This window comes from Herbaspirillum sp. DW155 (assembly GCF_037076565.1).
In the GTDB taxonomy this organism is placed as follows: Bacteria; Pseudomonadota; Gammaproteobacteria; order Burkholderiales; family Burkholderiaceae_D; genus Herbaspirillum.
Genome location: NZ_AP029028.1, coordinates 4437205 through 4451795 on the forward strand (window position 1 = coordinate 4437205; position 14591 = coordinate 4451795).

General features: G+C 59.8%; 12 protein-coding genes, 1 tRNA gene, 1 rRNA gene and 1 pseudogene. 9 read left to right on the forward strand and 6 right to left on the reverse strand.

Going from position 1 to position 14591, the window contains the following annotated elements; translation table 11 throughout:
* Positions 1 to 6: 6 nt before the first annotated feature.
* Positions 7 to 83: transfer RNA gene (locus tag AACH55_RS20115), tRNA-Ile, on the reverse strand.
* Between the two features lie 118 nt (positions 84 to 201).
* Positions 202 to 1734 (reverse strand): 16S ribosomal RNA (locus AACH55_RS20120).
* A gap of 614 nt (positions 1735 to 2348) precedes the next feature.
* Between AACH55_RS20120 and AACH55_RS20125 the strand changes: the two genes are divergently transcribed.
* A protein-coding gene (locus AACH55_RS20125; RefSeq protein ID WP_338715475.1) for an IS3 family transposase occupies positions 2349 to 3583 on the forward strand; the annotation gives its coding sequence in 2 pieces (ribosomal slippage) (positions 2349 to 2709 and positions 2709 to 3583; 1236 coding nt in all).
* Positions 3584 to 3727: 144 nt separating this feature from the next.
* On the opposite strand, the gene AACH55_RS20130 is transcribed toward AACH55_RS20125, so the two are convergent.
* Positions 3728 to 4504 (reverse strand): enoyl-CoA hydratase, encoded by a 777-nt coding sequence (locus AACH55_RS20130; RefSeq protein ID WP_338716401.1) that lies wholly within the window; start codon positions 4502 to 4504, stop codon positions 3728 to 3730.
* 216 nt (positions 4505 to 4720) lie between these two features.
* On the opposite strand from AACH55_RS20130, the gene AACH55_RS20135 reads away from it, so the two are divergent.
* The gene (locus AACH55_RS20135; protein ID WP_338716402.1) at positions 4721 to 5158 is read left to right on the forward strand and encodes a universal stress protein; all 438 of its coding nucleotides are present in this window, start codon (positions 4721 to 4723) and stop codon (positions 5156 to 5158) included.
* A 217-nt stretch (positions 5159 to 5375) separates the two neighbouring features.
* Here AACH55_RS20135 and AACH55_RS20140 read toward each other — a convergent pair.
* Both AACH55_RS20140 and AACH55_RS20145 read right to left on the reverse strand, forming a co-directional pair.
* Positions 5376 to 6719: pseudogene (locus AACH55_RS20140) on the reverse strand (IS1182 family transposase); the annotation flags it as partial.
* Between the two features lie 111 nt (positions 6720 to 6830).
* On the reverse strand, positions 6831 to 8063 hold the full coding sequence (locus AACH55_RS20145; RefSeq protein ID WP_338716403.1) for a murein transglycosylase A: 1233 nt from the start codon (positions 8061 to 8063) through the stop codon (positions 6831 to 6833).
* Between AACH55_RS20145 and AACH55_RS20150 the strand changes: the two genes are divergently transcribed.
* Positions 8062 to 8226: a hypothetical protein gene (locus AACH55_RS20150; RefSeq protein ID WP_338716404.1), complete on the forward strand. Its 165-nt coding sequence runs from the start codon at positions 8062 to 8064 to the stop codon at positions 8224 to 8226. The genes AACH55_RS20145 and AACH55_RS20150 overlap by 2 nt on opposite strands.
* 32 nt (positions 8227 to 8258) lie before the next feature.
* Here the strand turns inward: AACH55_RS20150 and apaG are convergent, their stop codons facing one another.
* On the reverse strand, positions 8259 to 8633 hold the full coding sequence (apaG, locus tag AACH55_RS20155) for a Co2+/Mg2+ efflux protein ApaG (protein WP_338716405.1): 375 nt from the start codon (positions 8631 to 8633) through the stop codon (positions 8259 to 8261).
* A gap of 224 nt (positions 8634 to 8857) precedes the next feature.
* Between apaG and rpe the strand changes: the two genes are divergently transcribed.
* The 6 genes from rpe (at position 8858) to trpC (ending at position 14540) form a co-directional block, all read left to right on the forward strand.
* On the forward strand, positions 8858 to 9523 hold the full coding sequence (gene rpe, locus AACH55_RS20160; RefSeq protein WP_013235823.1) for a ribulose-phosphate 3-epimerase: 666 nt from the start codon (positions 8858 to 8860) through the stop codon (positions 9521 to 9523).
* Positions 9524 to 9569: 46 nt separating this feature from the next.
* Complete coding sequence (locus tag AACH55_RS20165) at positions 9570 to 10250, forward strand: phosphoglycolate phosphatase (RefSeq protein WP_338716406.1); 681 nt, start codon at positions 9570 to 9572, stop codon at positions 10248 to 10250.
* Between the two features lie 334 nt (positions 10251 to 10584).
* Positions 10585 to 12081 carry an anthranilate synthase component I gene (gene trpE / locus AACH55_RS20170; protein ID WP_338716407.1) on the forward strand — a complete coding sequence of 499 codons (1497 nt, stop codon included), beginning with the start codon at positions 10585 to 10587 and terminating at the stop codon, positions 12079 to 12081.
* Positions 12082 to 12657, forward strand: a complete 576-nt coding sequence (locus tag AACH55_RS20175; RefSeq protein WP_039786828.1) for an aminodeoxychorismate/anthranilate synthase component II — start codon at positions 12082 to 12084, stop codon at positions 12655 to 12657.
* A 27-nt stretch (positions 12658 to 12684) separates the two neighbouring features.
* Entirely contained in the window at positions 12685 to 13722 is a 1038-nt protein-coding gene (trpD, locus tag AACH55_RS20180; protein ID WP_338716408.1) for an anthranilate phosphoribosyltransferase, read from the forward strand.
* Positions 13723 to 13739: 17 nt separating this feature from the next.
* On the forward strand, positions 13740 to 14540 hold the full coding sequence (trpC, locus tag AACH55_RS20185; RefSeq protein WP_338716409.1) for an indole-3-glycerol phosphate synthase TrpC: 801 nt from the start codon (positions 13740 to 13742) through the stop codon (positions 14538 to 14540).
* The last annotated feature ends 51 nt before the right edge of the window (positions 14541 to 14591 follow it).

The following is a 14591-nucleotide window of genomic DNA, read 5'->3' on the forward strand; positions in this document are numbered from 1 at the left end:
AAACCTTGGTGGGTCTGGTTGGGCTCGAACCAACGACCCCCGCGTTATCAACACGGTGCTCTAACCAGCTGAGCTACAGACCCGCTTGGATCAGTATCAGTAGCCAGTCGATGACCTTGTGTCACAGACCGCGCTTCACCAAATAACTGTTCTTAATTTACAGCCGATAAGTGTGGACGCTTAACTTCGTGCGCACTCTAGAAAGGAGGTGATCCAGCCGCACCTTCCGATACGGCTACCTTGTTACGACTTCACCCCAGTCACGAATCCTACCGTGGTGAGCGCCCTCCTTGCGGTTAGGCTACCCACTTCTGGTAAAACCCGCTCCCATGGTGTGACGGGCGGTGTGTACAAGACCCGGGAACGTATTCACCGCGACATGCTGATCCGCGATTACTAGCGATTCCAACTTCATGGAGTCGAGTTGCAGACTCCAATCCGGACTACGATACACTTTCTGGGATTAGCTCCCCCTCGCGGGTTGGCGGCCCTCTGTATGTACCATTGTATGACGTGTGAAGCCCTACCCATAAGGGCCATGAGGACTTGACGTCATCCCCACCTTCCTCCGGTTTGTCACCGGCAGTCTCATTAGAGTGCCCTTTCGTAGCAACTAATGACAAGGGTTGCGCTCGTTGCGGGACTTAACCCAACATCTCACGACACGAGCTGACGACAGCCATGCAGCACCTGTGTGATGGTTCTCTTTCGAGCACTCCCAAATCTCTTCGGGATTCCATCCATGTCAAGGGTAGGTAAGGTTTTTCGCGTTGCATCGAATTAATCCACATCATCCACCGCTTGTGCGGGTCCCCGTCAATTCCTTTGAGTTTTAATCTTGCGACCGTACTCCCCAGGCGGTCTACTTCACGCGTTAGCTGCGTTACCAAGTCAATTAAGACCCGACAACTAGTAGACATCGTTTAGGGCGTGGACTACCAGGGTATCTAATCCTGTTTGCTCCCCACGCTTTCGTGCATGAGCGTCAGTGTTATCCCAGGGGGCTGCCTTCGCCATCGGTATTCCTCCACATATCTACGCATTTCACTGCTACACGTGGAATTCTACCCCCCTCTGACACACTCTAGCCGTGCAGTCACAAATGCAATTCCCAGGTTGAGCCCGGGGATTTCACATCTGTCTTACACAACCGCCTGCGCACGCTTTACGCCCAGTAATTCCGATTAACGCTTGCACCCTACGTATTACCGCGGCTGCTGGCACGTAGTTAGCCGGTGCTTATTCTTCAGGTACCGTCATTAGTTCTGGATATTAGCCAAAACCGTTTCTTCCCTGACAAAAGAGCTTTACAACCCGAAGGCCTTCTTCACTCACGCGGCATTGCTGGATCAGGGTTGCCCCCATTGTCCAAAATTCCCCACTGCTGCCTCCCGTAGGAGTCTGGGCCGTGTCTCAGTCCCAGTGTGGCTGGTCGTCCTCTCAGACCAGCTACTGATCGTCGCCTTGGTAGGCTTTTACCCCACCAACTAGCTAATCAGATATCGGCCGCTCCAGGAGCATGAGGTCTTGCGATCCCCCACTTTCATCCGTAGATCGTATGCGGTATTAGCTAATCTTTCGACTAGTTATCCCCCACTCTAGGGCACGTTCCGATATATTACTCACCCGTTCGCCACTCGCCATCAGGAGCAAGCTCCTATGCTGCCGTTCGACTTGCATGTGTAAGGCATGCCGCCAGCGTTCAATCTGAGCCAGGATCAAACTCTTTAGTTTAATCTCTGTTTTGTGCCATTTCTGGCTACCCCGAAGGGCATCGCTCTCTCAAAATACTGACAGGTAATTTCTTGCGAACTTACCTATATTTCTTGTGAGCATTTAATATTTAAAGTTTCCAGAACCAAGGCTCTGTCGCACTTCATTAAACGCCCACGCTTATCGGCTGTTAATTTTTAAAGATCTGTCTGCCGCAAACGCGCTTGGCGCTGTTTGCATCGCTGCGAATCGTTTTGTTCGTCAGCAGCAGAGAAATGAGATTATGTAGCAGTTTGCTTATCGCGTCAACTACTTTTTTGCGATTCGCTTTAAATTTTTTCGTCTCGCTCAACTTCCGCTTCGACTACTTCCATTTAAAACGCCTTACAACCTGCTTCACACCTCTTTGCTTCGCCGACCTTTGTCGCTCTGTTTTTCAACTTCGCTTCGTGTGTCGCGTCAGCAGGGGGCGAACTATAGCAACGCTCTTCATACCGCGCAAGCACTTTTTGAAGAAAAATCGAAAATAATTTAGCCGGGACGCTTCAAGGCTTTTCTGAATCAGCCTCAAATCCGCTGGAATAGCCCCTTGAATCTCAGGACACGAAGACTCTCTTAAAATAGAGGATAGTCTTATGACCAGTTTTACGACTAGGCAAACCGTGGAGCACATCGAGATTCTGACCGAGCCGGAGCGTCGCAGAAGACGCACGCCCCAAGAAAAAATAGCCATCGTCCAGGAGACCTTGGCTCCTGGAGCTTCCGTATCAGCCGTTGCCAGGCGACACGGGGTGAACGCGAACCAGGTGTTTGGTTGGCGCAAGCAGTACCAGGAAGGCAGTCTGACCGCCGTCAAGGCTGGCGAGACGGTAGTCCCGGCCTCGGAGCTGGCCGCGGCCATCAAGGAAATCAAAGAACTGCAGCGGCTGTTGGGCAAGAAGACCATGGAGAACGAGATTCTGCGCGAGGCCGTCGAATGGGGCCGGTCAAAAAACCTGATTGCGCGCTCGCCCTTGCTGCCGGAGGACGACCAATGAAAGTGGTCTGTGACGTTCTCGGTGTGGCGCGCTCTGCAGTGGCAGTAAAACGAGCCCGGAGCCCGGAATGGCGAGATGGCCGTAGTGCTCGCAAAGTCGGCGACAGCGGCTTGCTCGAAGAGATTGAGCTGTATGTCGCGAGCTTGCCGAGCTATGGCTATCGCCGCATCTGGGCTTTGCTGCGACGTAGCCGGGAATCTCTGGGGCAAGCGTGCGTGAACCATAAGCGGGTCTATCGCGTCATGCGAGAGCACGCGTTGCTGCTGCGCCGACCTGGTGTGAGACGCGACAATCGACGCCACGATGGTCGCGTAGCGGTCAAGCAAAGTAATGCGCGCTGGTGTTCGGACGGCTTCGAATTCCGTTGTGATGACGGGGCTGCATTGAGAGTGACGTTTGCACTGGATTGTTGTGACCGTGAAGCCATCAGCTGGGCGGCCACTACCGGTGGGCATAGCGGGGATGTCGTGCGCGACGTGATGCTGGCCGCCGTGGAGCAGAGGTTTGGAAGCACGCAGACTCCACAGGTGATTGAATGGCTCAGCGACAACGGCTCGGCCTACATCGACCATCGCACACGCAGCTTCGCTCGCGAGCTGGGATTGGAGCCCTTGACCACGCCCGTGCGCTCGCCACAGAGTAACGGCATGGCGGAGCGGTTCGTAAAAACGATGAAGCATGATTACATCGCCTTCATGGACAAGCCCGATGTGCCTACGGCGCTCACGCATCTGGCCTCTGCCTTCGAGCAATACAATGAGCGCCATCCGCACAAGGCCCTGAAATACCGCTCGCCTCGCGAGTTCAGACGGGCTGCAGCATCAGTAACTTAACGATGTCTGAGTGTCCTGAATTGCGGGGGCAACTACATCCGCTACTGGCGTGGCTTTGCGGCCGATATGAAGAAATCGTAAATCATTCAGAAAAAAGGGCCGCCCTGACGGGCGCCCCTTTCTACGGCATGAAAAGAGAAGTGATCAAGCGTTCTTGAACACCGCCGGCCGCTTTTCCAGAAAGGCCTTCATGCCCTCCTTCTGGTCTTCAGTAGCAAAGCAGCTATAGAAGAGCGCGCGTTCATACTTCATCCCCTCGGACAGCGTAGTCTCATAGGCCCGGTTGACCGAATCCTTCACCATCATCGCCACCTGGCGCGGCATCTCGGTAATGGTCACGGCGGCCGCCATGGCTTCTTCCATCAGCTTGTCCGCCGGCACGATGCGCGACACCAGTCCGGCCCGCTCGGCCTCCTCGGCATCCATCATGCGCGCCGTCAGCGCCAGATCCATGGCCTTGGACTTGGAGACCGCCCGCGGCAGGCGCTGCGTACCACCGGCCCCGGGGATGATGCCCAGCTTGATCTCCGGTTGCCCGAACTTCGCATTGTCGGCCGCGATGATGAAGTCGCACATCATCGCCAGCTCACAGCCGCCACCCAGCGCGTAACCCGCCACCGCCGCAATCACCGGCTTGCGGATGCGGCGCAGGGTCTCCCAGTTGCGGGTGATGAATTCGCCATTGAAGACATCCATATAGTCAAACCCGGCCATCACGCTGATGTCCGCCCCCGCCGCAAATGCCTTCTCGCTGCCGGTGACGATGATGCAGCCGATCCCGTCGTCGGCGTCGAAGGCCAGCAAGGCCGTGCCCAGCTCGCTCATCAGGTCGTCGCTCAGGGCATTGAGCGCCTTGGGACGGTTCAGGCGGATCAGGCCAACCTTGTCGTGGGTCTCGACCAGGATGTTTTGGTAGCTCATAGCAGGTCTCCTTCTTATGAATGAATCGGCAATCCGGCCGGACGTGGCAGCAGCCGGCACGGCGAACCGCAAGAATAAGCGAAAAATAATGCGCCAGTCCGACCTGGCGCAATGACTGCCCAGAATTTCAGGCGGGCAAGGCACCTCGGGTCTATATTGGAGTCATCCCTCAAGCGCCCTGCGGCGCCTTTCTTATCCCGATAAAAGGAGGCCATCATGTTCAAGACCATACTCGTGCCCACCGACGGCTCCGACCGTTCGAACAAGGCCATTGCCACTGCGGTGGACTACGCCAGACACTGCGGCGCAAGCATCATCGGCATCTCGGTGGCCGAGCCGTATCCTTTCTCGCCCTTGGCCGAAAGCTCGATGGCCATCGATCCTGCCCTCTATGAAGAAAACGTCAAGACCCTGGCCAACCAGCACATCAAGAAGATCGCCGACGCTGCGGCAGCGGCCGGCGTTCCCTGCCAGACCGAGATCGTGATGTCCTTCAACCCTGATGAAGAAATCATCAAGGCGGCGCAACTGCACGGCTGCGACGCCATCTTCATGGCTTCCCACGGACGCAGCGGGCTCTCGCGCATCTTCCTGGGCAGCAAGACGCAGAAGGTGCTGACCCATTCCACCATCCCGGTGCTGGTACTGCGCTGAACCCGGCCGTCATCGGTAAAAAAGCCTGATCCCTCGGCAGGATCAGGCTCAGGTTGATGACGAACCCCGTGTTTTCGGACACGGGGTTTTGTTTTTCAGCGCAGGTAATTTGCAGATGGTCGATGGCGCAGAAGCCAAGCAATGCGCTCATTTTTCTCTGTAGCCACTTTTGTACGCTGGCATAGGCGTTCAAGCCCGGTAAAAGCGCGCGCAAGCGCGCCACCAGCAGGGCAATCTTCTTCATGTTCTGGGCCGCCGCCGCCAACAAGCACTGCTCGGCGACCTTGCGCAAGCCGCGCATGCGGGCATAGCGATGTCCGTGCAATTGCTTGGCGTCAGCGAAACTGCGTTCTACCGTTTCCTTGCGTCTGGCATAGATGCGCTTGCCCCATTCGGTACGACGCCGATCATCCACCTTCTCCTTGGAACGCTCCCACACATGGCGCGTCACCACCTTGACCGCATTGGCGCTATTGGTGCATTGCTCGCGTACCTTGCAGCCCCGGCATTGTTCAGGCTTGGATTTGTATTCCCGATACCCCTGCCGATTGGTGGTGCTGTAGTGCAAGGACTGGCCCTGCGGGCAGATGTATTCGTCACGGTAGGCGTCGTACTCATACTCCCTTTTAAAGAATGTCCCCGGCTTGTGGTTGGGTGTGCGGTAGCCCATCACGCCGCTGATCTCGCGATTCTCCAGTCCCTGGCAGACGGCCGGTGTGAAATAGCCAGCATCCAGGCCAACGGCCTGTACATCAAATCCGAACGTCTGGCGCTGACGATCCAGGCGTGCCAGATAAGGTTGACTGTCATGGACTGAGGCGGGCGTGACATGGGTATCGGTAATGATGCAATGCTTGGCATCGACGGTGCGGTGATCCAGGTAGAAGAAGCCCTTGGGCTTGTCGTCGCGCACCATGTAGCCGCTCTCGGGATCGGTGCGACTAACCTTGATCTCTTTGGTGGGCGGCTCATCATCATCGTCGCGCTTGAGCGGCTTCTTGCCATGCTCGGCACGGTCGATATCCACAGCCGCATCCAGTTCGGCCAGATAGGCCGAGGGTGTCTGGGTAACTTGAACGTAGTCGAACTTGTTCTTGTTGGCGTTGGCCTTGAGGTGGGTGCTGTCGCTGTAGAGCACGCGGCCATCGACCATGCCGCGTCCAATGGCCTGGCGCACGATCTCGTCGAAGATCTCTTGATAGACGGTGGTATCAATGAAGCGGCGGCGCCGGTTCTGGGAGAAGGTGGAGGAGTCCGGCACCTTGTCGGTCAGACGGAATCCGGCAAACCAGCGATAGGCCACGTTGACCTGGACCTCGCGGATGAGCTGGCGCTCGCTGCGGATACCGAAGAGGTAGCCGATGAACAAGAGCTTGAAGAGTACCACCGGGTCCAGTGCCGGGCGGCCATTGTCGGCGCAATACAGATGCGCCACCTTCTCGCGGATGAACTCGAAATCCACCGCCGCGTCGATCTTGCGCAGCAGATGGTCCTTGGGCACGAGCATCTCGATGGTCACCATCTCTAACTCGTGCTGGGCGGCTGTCGGTTTTTTGAGCATGACCGATTAAACAACAAAGCCTTGGCTCTCGCCAAGGCTTTGTCATCAATCTGAGCCTGATCCCTCGGCAGGATCAGGCTTTTTCAATTGCATCAAGGCAACTTCAAGGGGTCAGTTGCCACCAGAAGGCGTCATCCCCTTGGGCAACAGCACCCACATCATGCCGCGCTGCTTCATGGCCCCGGCGCGATCCTCGGCCTCATCGCCAAAGCCCCAGAAATAGTCGGCACGCACCACGCCACGAATGGCCCCACCCGTATCCTGCGCCACCACCAGCCGCTGCAGCGGACGATCGCTGTTGGGCAAAGTGGTCGACAGGAACACAGGTGCGCCCAGCGGCACATGCTGCGGGTCGATGGCGATGGAACGCTGGGGGGTCAGCGGGATGCCCTGGGCGCCCTTCGGTCCCTTGGAAGGATCGGGCAGCTTTTCTTCCTTGAAGAAGACATAGCTGGGATTGGCATTGAGCAACTCTTCCTTGCGCGCCGGATTGGCCTGGACCCAGGCCTTGATGTTCTGGGCCGAGGCCTGGGACAGCTCCATCTCGCCCTTGTCCACCAGGTAGCGCCCGATGGATTTGTAGGGACGCCCGTTCTGGTCCGCATAAGCCAGGCGGATGGTTTCGCGCGACTCCGGCAGATACACGCGGCCCGAACCCTGCACCTGCAGGAAGAACGCCTCCACCGGATCATCCACCCAGACGATTTCCTTGCCGGCCAGGCTATTGCCCTGCATCAACTCGGCGCGGGTCGGATACGGCACCACCTTGCGTCCGACCACCTTGCCGCGCAGGCGCAGGTTCTTCAGCTCCGGATAGACGCTGGCCAGGTCGATGGTCAGCAGATCATCCGGCGCCTGGTACAGCGGTGTCTGGTAAGGCCCGCCACGGCGACGCGCGCCGCGCAGCAGCGGTTCGTAGTAGCCGGTCACCAGCCCGGTATCGGTGCCATCCGGATTGAACAGCTGCCAGGGCGTGAAATAGGTCTCGAAGTACTGGCGCAGGAAGCCCAGGTCATTGGCATTGACCTGCTGGGCCGCACTGCAGGCCGCGCGCCACTCGGGCTTTCTGATCATGACCGAGCAGGAAGACTGCACGGCCGGCCAGGCTTCGCGCAGGTCGTCGTTGTTCCAGCCGGGCAACTGGGCAAAGGTGGTGGCGCGCATGGCCGGCCCCGGCTGGACGACCGGCTTGGGCGCCGACTCGCTCGGAGCGGGCGTAGTCAGCGGCGTGGTCTGGCAGGCCGCCAGCAGGACGGCGACCGAGACCGCCATTGCAGGTACACTGAGACGCCGCAGCGCCGAAAGCTTGGCAAAACGATTCAATGACATCGGAGACAAATTCATGTTGTGGTTGATCCTGGAAGCTTGCGCCGCCTTCTTCGTGCTGGTCTTCATCGTCTGGTGGACCATGTTCTCGGGCCGCAAGGAACACGATGGCCGGCCCGTCAGCGCGAAGCAGAAAGAGCAGCAGCAAGCGCGAGAGACGACAGACAGCGACCCGCGCTGAAAAATCCGCCGCCCGGTTTCAGGAAGAAAAATTCAGTGCAAGGTGCGCGGCAGTGAAAGTACGAACTCGGGAATGCGCACATCAAACTGCTCGCCATCCTCGGCCACGCAGAAATATTCACCATGCATGCTGCCCTGGGGAGTATTGAGCGAAGTGCCGCTGGTGTATTCGAACTGTTCGCCCGGCTGCAGGAATGGCTGGTGCCCGACCACGCCCAGGCCGCGCACTTCCTGCACGTGGTTGTTGGCGTCGGTGATGACCCAATGACGCGAGATCAGCTGGGCCGGCACCGTGCCGCTGTTGACGATGCTGATCGCATAGGCGAACACGTAATGCGAACGCGATGGATCGGATTGTTCCTCCAGGTACTGGGTCTTGACCGTCACCGTGAACTCATACGCTGCCATGGGGTTTCCTGTGTTGTGAAGAGGGGCCGTCGCGCGACCATCCCGGATTGCACACGAATTCCGCAAGCAGCGCAAGCCGATGCGTTCCGTCTGCCCTTTCAGGGCTCCGACCAGCTCATCGGCCGGGCCGGTGCGCGGCGCAGCAAGGTAGAATAGCGGCTTTGCCGCCTCCGCGCCTGCGCCCGGCGGGCAACTGTCGATTCAGCCATCCTTTCTTTACAGCCATGCCGACCTACCGTATCGCCCCCAGCATCCTGTCCGCCGATTTTGCCCGCCTGGGTGAAGAAGTGCGCAATGTCGTCGCCGCCGGCGCCGATTTCATCCACTTCGACGTGATGGACAACCACTACGTCCCCAACCTGACCATCGGCCCGCTGGTCTGCGAAGCCATCCGTCCGCACGTGCAGGTGCCCATCGACGTGCACCTGATGGTCAAGCCCGTGGACCGCATCATCCCCGACTTCGCCAAGGCCGGCGCCAACCTGATCACCTTCCACCCGGAAGCCTCCGAGCACATCGACCGCTCCCTGCAACTGATCCGCGACAACGGCTGCAAGGCCGGCCTGGTGTTCAACCCCGGCACGCCCCTGCACTACCTGGATCACGTGATGGACAAGCTGGACATGGTGCTGATCATGTCGGTCAACCCCGGTTTCGGCGGCCAGTCCTTCATTCCGGAAGCCCTGAAGAAGATCGCCGAAGTGCGCCGCCGCATCGATGAATCCGGCCGCGACATCCTGCTGGAAGTCGATGGCGGCATCAAGATCGAGAACATCGCCGCCGCCGCCCGCGCCGGTGCCGATACCTTCGTGGCCGGTTCAGCCATCTTCGGCAAGCCGGACTACAAGGCCGTCATCGACGCCATGCGCGCCGAGCTGGCCCAGGTCTGATCCCACCCCTTCGCCAGACGCATCAACCACGAGGTTTCCAGAGCATATGAAGAATCTGACCAATATCAAGGCCGCCATCATCGACCTCGACGGCACCATGCTGGATACGGCGGCCGACTTCCATGTGGCGGTCAATCGCATGCGTGAAGAATTGGGACTGACGCCACTGTCCCAGGAAACTATCGTCAACTTCGTCGGCAAGGGGACCGAGAACCTGATCCGCCGCGTGCTGGCCGTGGACTATGCCGAAGATGAAGCGGCGCAGTACTTCCAGCAAGCGCTGGACAGCTATACCGAGCATTACCTGGCAATCAACGGCGACTATTCCTCGCTCTACCCGGGCGTGATCGAGGGCCTGCAAGCCCTGCGTGGCAAGGGCCTGCGCCTGGCCTGCGTGACCAACAAGCCGCTGGCCTTTGCCGTGCCGCTGCTGCAGAAGAAGGGCCTGCGCGATTTCTTCGAGATCGTCTATGGCGGTGATTCCTTCCCCAGGAAGAAGCCCGATCCCATGCCCTTGCTGCAAGTCTGCAAGGATTTCGCCCTGGAACCGGCGCAGGTGGTGGCCATCGGCGACTCCAGCAACGATGCCCAGGCGGCCCGCGCGGCGGGATGCCGTGTCCTGAATGTTCCGTATGGATACAACCACGGTGAATCTATACACGACGTCGATTCGGATGGTATAGTTTCGACGCTTGTAGAAGCAGCGCAGCAAATCTCGGTGGACTGACACCCTCTCAGGCCACCGGTCGATAGACCGAAGATCCAACCGCGACCCCACATCAATGTTTCGCAACAACAAACGTACCGCTCAACCGACAGCCGCCCCTGAGGCCTGGCTGTGGCGACGCTGGCAATTCCAGGCTCGGTAAATGACGCCTGGACCTGGCCGCACCTGCGTGCCGGGTCGTTTGTTGTAGTACCCGCATCCCCCGTATTTCCCTTAACGACACCGCTGACGAGAGTCCGCAGCTGTCCACGGTCATCGTGTGCATCGCGCATTGCGCCTGCGCACCGCCAGTGGGCAGGCCCGCGTACCCTACAATGGCGGTCTGGAGTGAAACATGACCGAACTCGAATTCAAATCGCTGGCCGCCGAAGGCTACAACCGCATCCCCCTGATCGCCGAAGCCTTCGCCGACCTGGAAACGCCGCTCACGCTCTATCTCAAGCTGGCGCAGAGCCACAACACCGGCAAGAACACCTTCCTGCTGGAGTCGGTGGTGGGGGGCGAGCGCTTCGGCCGCTATTCCTTCATCGGCCTGCCCGCCTCGACCAAGATCCGCTGCAGCGGCAAGCAGATCGAAGTGCTGAAAAATGACGTGGTGATCGAAACCGCCGAAGGCAATGCGCTGGAATTCATCGCCCAGTATCAGTCCCGCTTCAAGGTCGCCATCCGCCCCGGCATGCCGCGCTTCTGCGGCGGCCTGGCCGGCTACTTCGGCTATGACGCCGTGCGCTACATCGAAAAGCGCCTGGAAGACAGCGCGCCCAAGGATACCCTCGGCCTGCCCGACATCCAGCTGCTGCTGACCGAAGAACTGGCCGTCATCGACAATCTTTCCGGCAAGCTCTATCTGATCGTCTACGCCGACCCCACCCAGCCGGAAGCCTTCTCCCGTGGCCGACAGCGACTGCGCGACCTGCGCGCCATGCTGCGACGACCGGCCGATGCGCCCGTCACCACCGGTTCGGTGCGTACCGAAACGATCCGCGAATTCCCCAAGGACGAATACCTCAAGGCCGTCGCCCGCGCCAAGCAATACGTGATGGCCGGCGACCTGATGCAGGTGCAGATCGGCCAGCGCCTGAAGAAATCCTACGTCGACTCGCCGTTGATGCTGTACCGCGCGCTGCGCTCGCTGAACCCTTCGCCTTACATGTACTTCTACAACTTCGGCGATATGCAGATCGTCGGCGCCTCACCCGAAATCCTGGTGCGCAACGAATCCATCGGCGAAGACCAGAAGAAGATCACCATCCGCCCGCTGGCCGGCACCCGTCCGCGCGGCTCCACCATCGAACGCGATGAACAGCTGGCGCGCGAACTGCTGGCCGATCCCAAGGAAATCGCCGAACACGTGATGTTGATCGACCTGGCCCGCAACGACATCGGCCGCATCGCCACCACCGGCAGCGTCAAGGTCACCGACCAGATGGTGATCGAGAAATATTCCCACGTGCAGCACATCGTCTCCAACGTCGAGGGCATCTTGAAGCCCGGCATGTCCAATCTGGATGTGCTCAAGGCCACCTTCCCGGCCGGCACCCTGTCGGGCGCGCCCAAGGTGCGTGCGATGGAAATCATCGACGAGCTGGAACCCACCAAGCGCGGCATCTATGGTGGCGCCTGCGGCTATCTCTCCTTCGGCGGCGAGATGGATGTGGCCATTGCGATCCGTACCGGCGTCATCAAGGATGGCACGCTGTATGTGCAGGCGGCTGCCGGCATCGTGGCCGACTCGGTGCCGGAAATGGAATGGGAAGAAACCGAAAACAAGGCGCGTGCCGTACTGCGCGCTGCTGAACAAGTGCAAGATGGCCTGGACGGAGAAATCTAAATGCTGCTGATGATCGACAACTACGACTCCTTCACCTACAACCTGGTGCAATACTTCGGCGAGCTGGGCGAAGAGGTGCTGACCATCCGCAATGACGAGATCACGCTGGATGACATCAAGAAACTGAACCCGGAACGCATCTGCCTCTCCCCCGGCCCCTGCAGCCCCAAGGAAGCCGGCATCTGCGTGGACCTGCTCAAGGAATTTTCCGGCAAGCTGCCCATCCTCGGCGTCTGCCTGGGCCATCAGGCCATCGGTGAAGCCTTCGGCGGCAACATCATCCGCGCCAAGCAGGTCATGCATGGCAAGACTTCCAAGATCGCGCACACCGGTGTGGGCGTCTTCAAGGACCTGCCCACGCCTTACACGGTGATCCGCTACCACTCGCTGGCCATCGAACGCGCCACCCTGCCGGATTGCCTGGAAGTGACCGCCTGGACCGACGATGGCGAGATCATGGGTGTGCGCCACAAGGAGTTCGATCTGCAAGGCGTGCAGTTCCACCCCGAGTCCATCCTCTCCGAGCACGGTCACGCCCTGCTCAAGAACTTCCTGACCGGCAGCGCCCACGGCTGAGGCCATCACAACAAGACGAGACACGACATGTCCATCACTCCGCAAGAAGCGCTGCTGCGCTGTATCGAACATCGCGAAATCTTCCACGATGAAATGCTCACGCTGTTCCGCCAGATCATGGGTGGCGAGATGTCGCCAGTCATGATCGCAGCGCTCACGATGGGCCTGCGCGTGAAAAAGGAAAGCATCGGCGAGATAGCCGCCGCCGCCCAGGTCATGCGCGAGTTCGCGACCAAGGTGCCGATGGCCGACACCACCGGCCTGCTCGACATCGTGGGCACCGGCGGCGATGGCGCGCATACCTTCAATATTTCCACGGCTTCCATGTTCGTCGCCGCTGCGGCCGGTGCGCGCGTGGCCAAGCATGGCGGGCGCAGCGTATCGTCCTCATCCGGCAGCGCCGACGTGCTCGAAGCCCTGGGTGCAGACATCAACCTGCAACCCGAGCAGGTGGCGCAATCGATCGCCCGGACCGGCATCGGCTTCATGTTCGCCCCCAACCACCATGCCGCGATGAAGCATGCCGCGCCGGTGCGCAAGGAACTGGGCGTGCGCACCATCTTCAACATCCTCGGTCCGCTGACCAATCCGGCCGGGGCGCCCAATATCCTCATGGGGGTGTTCCATCCGGATCTCGTGGGCATCCAGGTGCGCGTACTGCAACGCCTGGGCGCGCAGCACGCCATCGTGGTCTGGGGCCGCGACAACCTGGATGAAGTCACGCTGGGCGGCGCCACCATGGTGGGAGAGCTCATCAATGGCGAGATCCGCGAATACGAAATCCATCCGGAAGACTTCGGCCTGTCCATGTTTGCCAGCCGCAACCTGCAGGTCGCCAATGCCGCCGAATCGAAGGAAAAGATCTTTGAAGCCCTGCGCGGGGAACCCGGTCCGGTCTGCGACATCGTAGTCATCAATGCCGCCACCGCCCTGTACGCGGCAGGTGTGGCACCCTCCATTGCCGAGGGGATTGCCACCGCGCGCGCCACCATCGCCTCGGGCGCCGCCCGTGCCAAGCTGGAGCAGTTCGTGCAGATCACGCGCCAGCTTGGCGGCAAACACTGAAACCGACAAGGAGCCCCATGTCCGACATCCTCAACAAGATCCTCGACGTCAAGGCCGAGGAAGTGCGTCTGGCCAAGAAGCAGCGCGACCTCGCCAGTCTGCGCCGCGATGTGGAAACCGACAGCGAATTGCGCTCGGAACTGCGCAACTTCGAAGACAGCCTGCGCGGCAAGATCGCCAACGGCCAGGCCGGCGTGATCGCCGAAGTCAAGAAGGCCTCGCCCTCCAAAGGCGTGATCCGTCCCGACTTCAAGCCGGCCGAGATCGCCGTGAGCTATGCCGAACATGGCGCGGCCTGCCTGTCCGTACTGACGGATGAACAATTCTTCCAGGGCTCGCCGGACTACCTCAGACAGGCGCGCGCCGCGTGCGCCCTGCCGGCGCTGCGCAAGGATTTCATGATGGATCATTACCAGATCTATCAGGCCCGCTCCTGGGGGGCGGACGCCATCCTGCTGATCGTGGCGGCCCTGGACCACGGCCTGATGGCCGAGCTGGAAGCCTGCGCCCATGAACTGGGCATGAGCGTGCTAGTGGAAGTACACGACAGCGCCGAGCTGGATGCCGCCCTGAAGTTGAAGACGCGCCTCTTGGGCATCAACAACCGCAACCTGCGCACCTTCGAGACCACGCTCGACACCACGCTGAACCTGCTGCCCCGCATTCCGCCGGAAAAACTGGTGGTCACCGAATCGGCCATCGCCACGCCGGATGACGTCAAGCGCATGCGCGACGCCGACGTGCACGCCTTCCTGGTCGGCGAAGCCTTCATGCGCGCCCCTGAACCGGGTGTGGAGCTGGCACGGCTGTTCGCCTGAGCCCACTTTCCGCCCATAAAAAACCTCGCCCGGTATTGCCCAGGGCGAGGT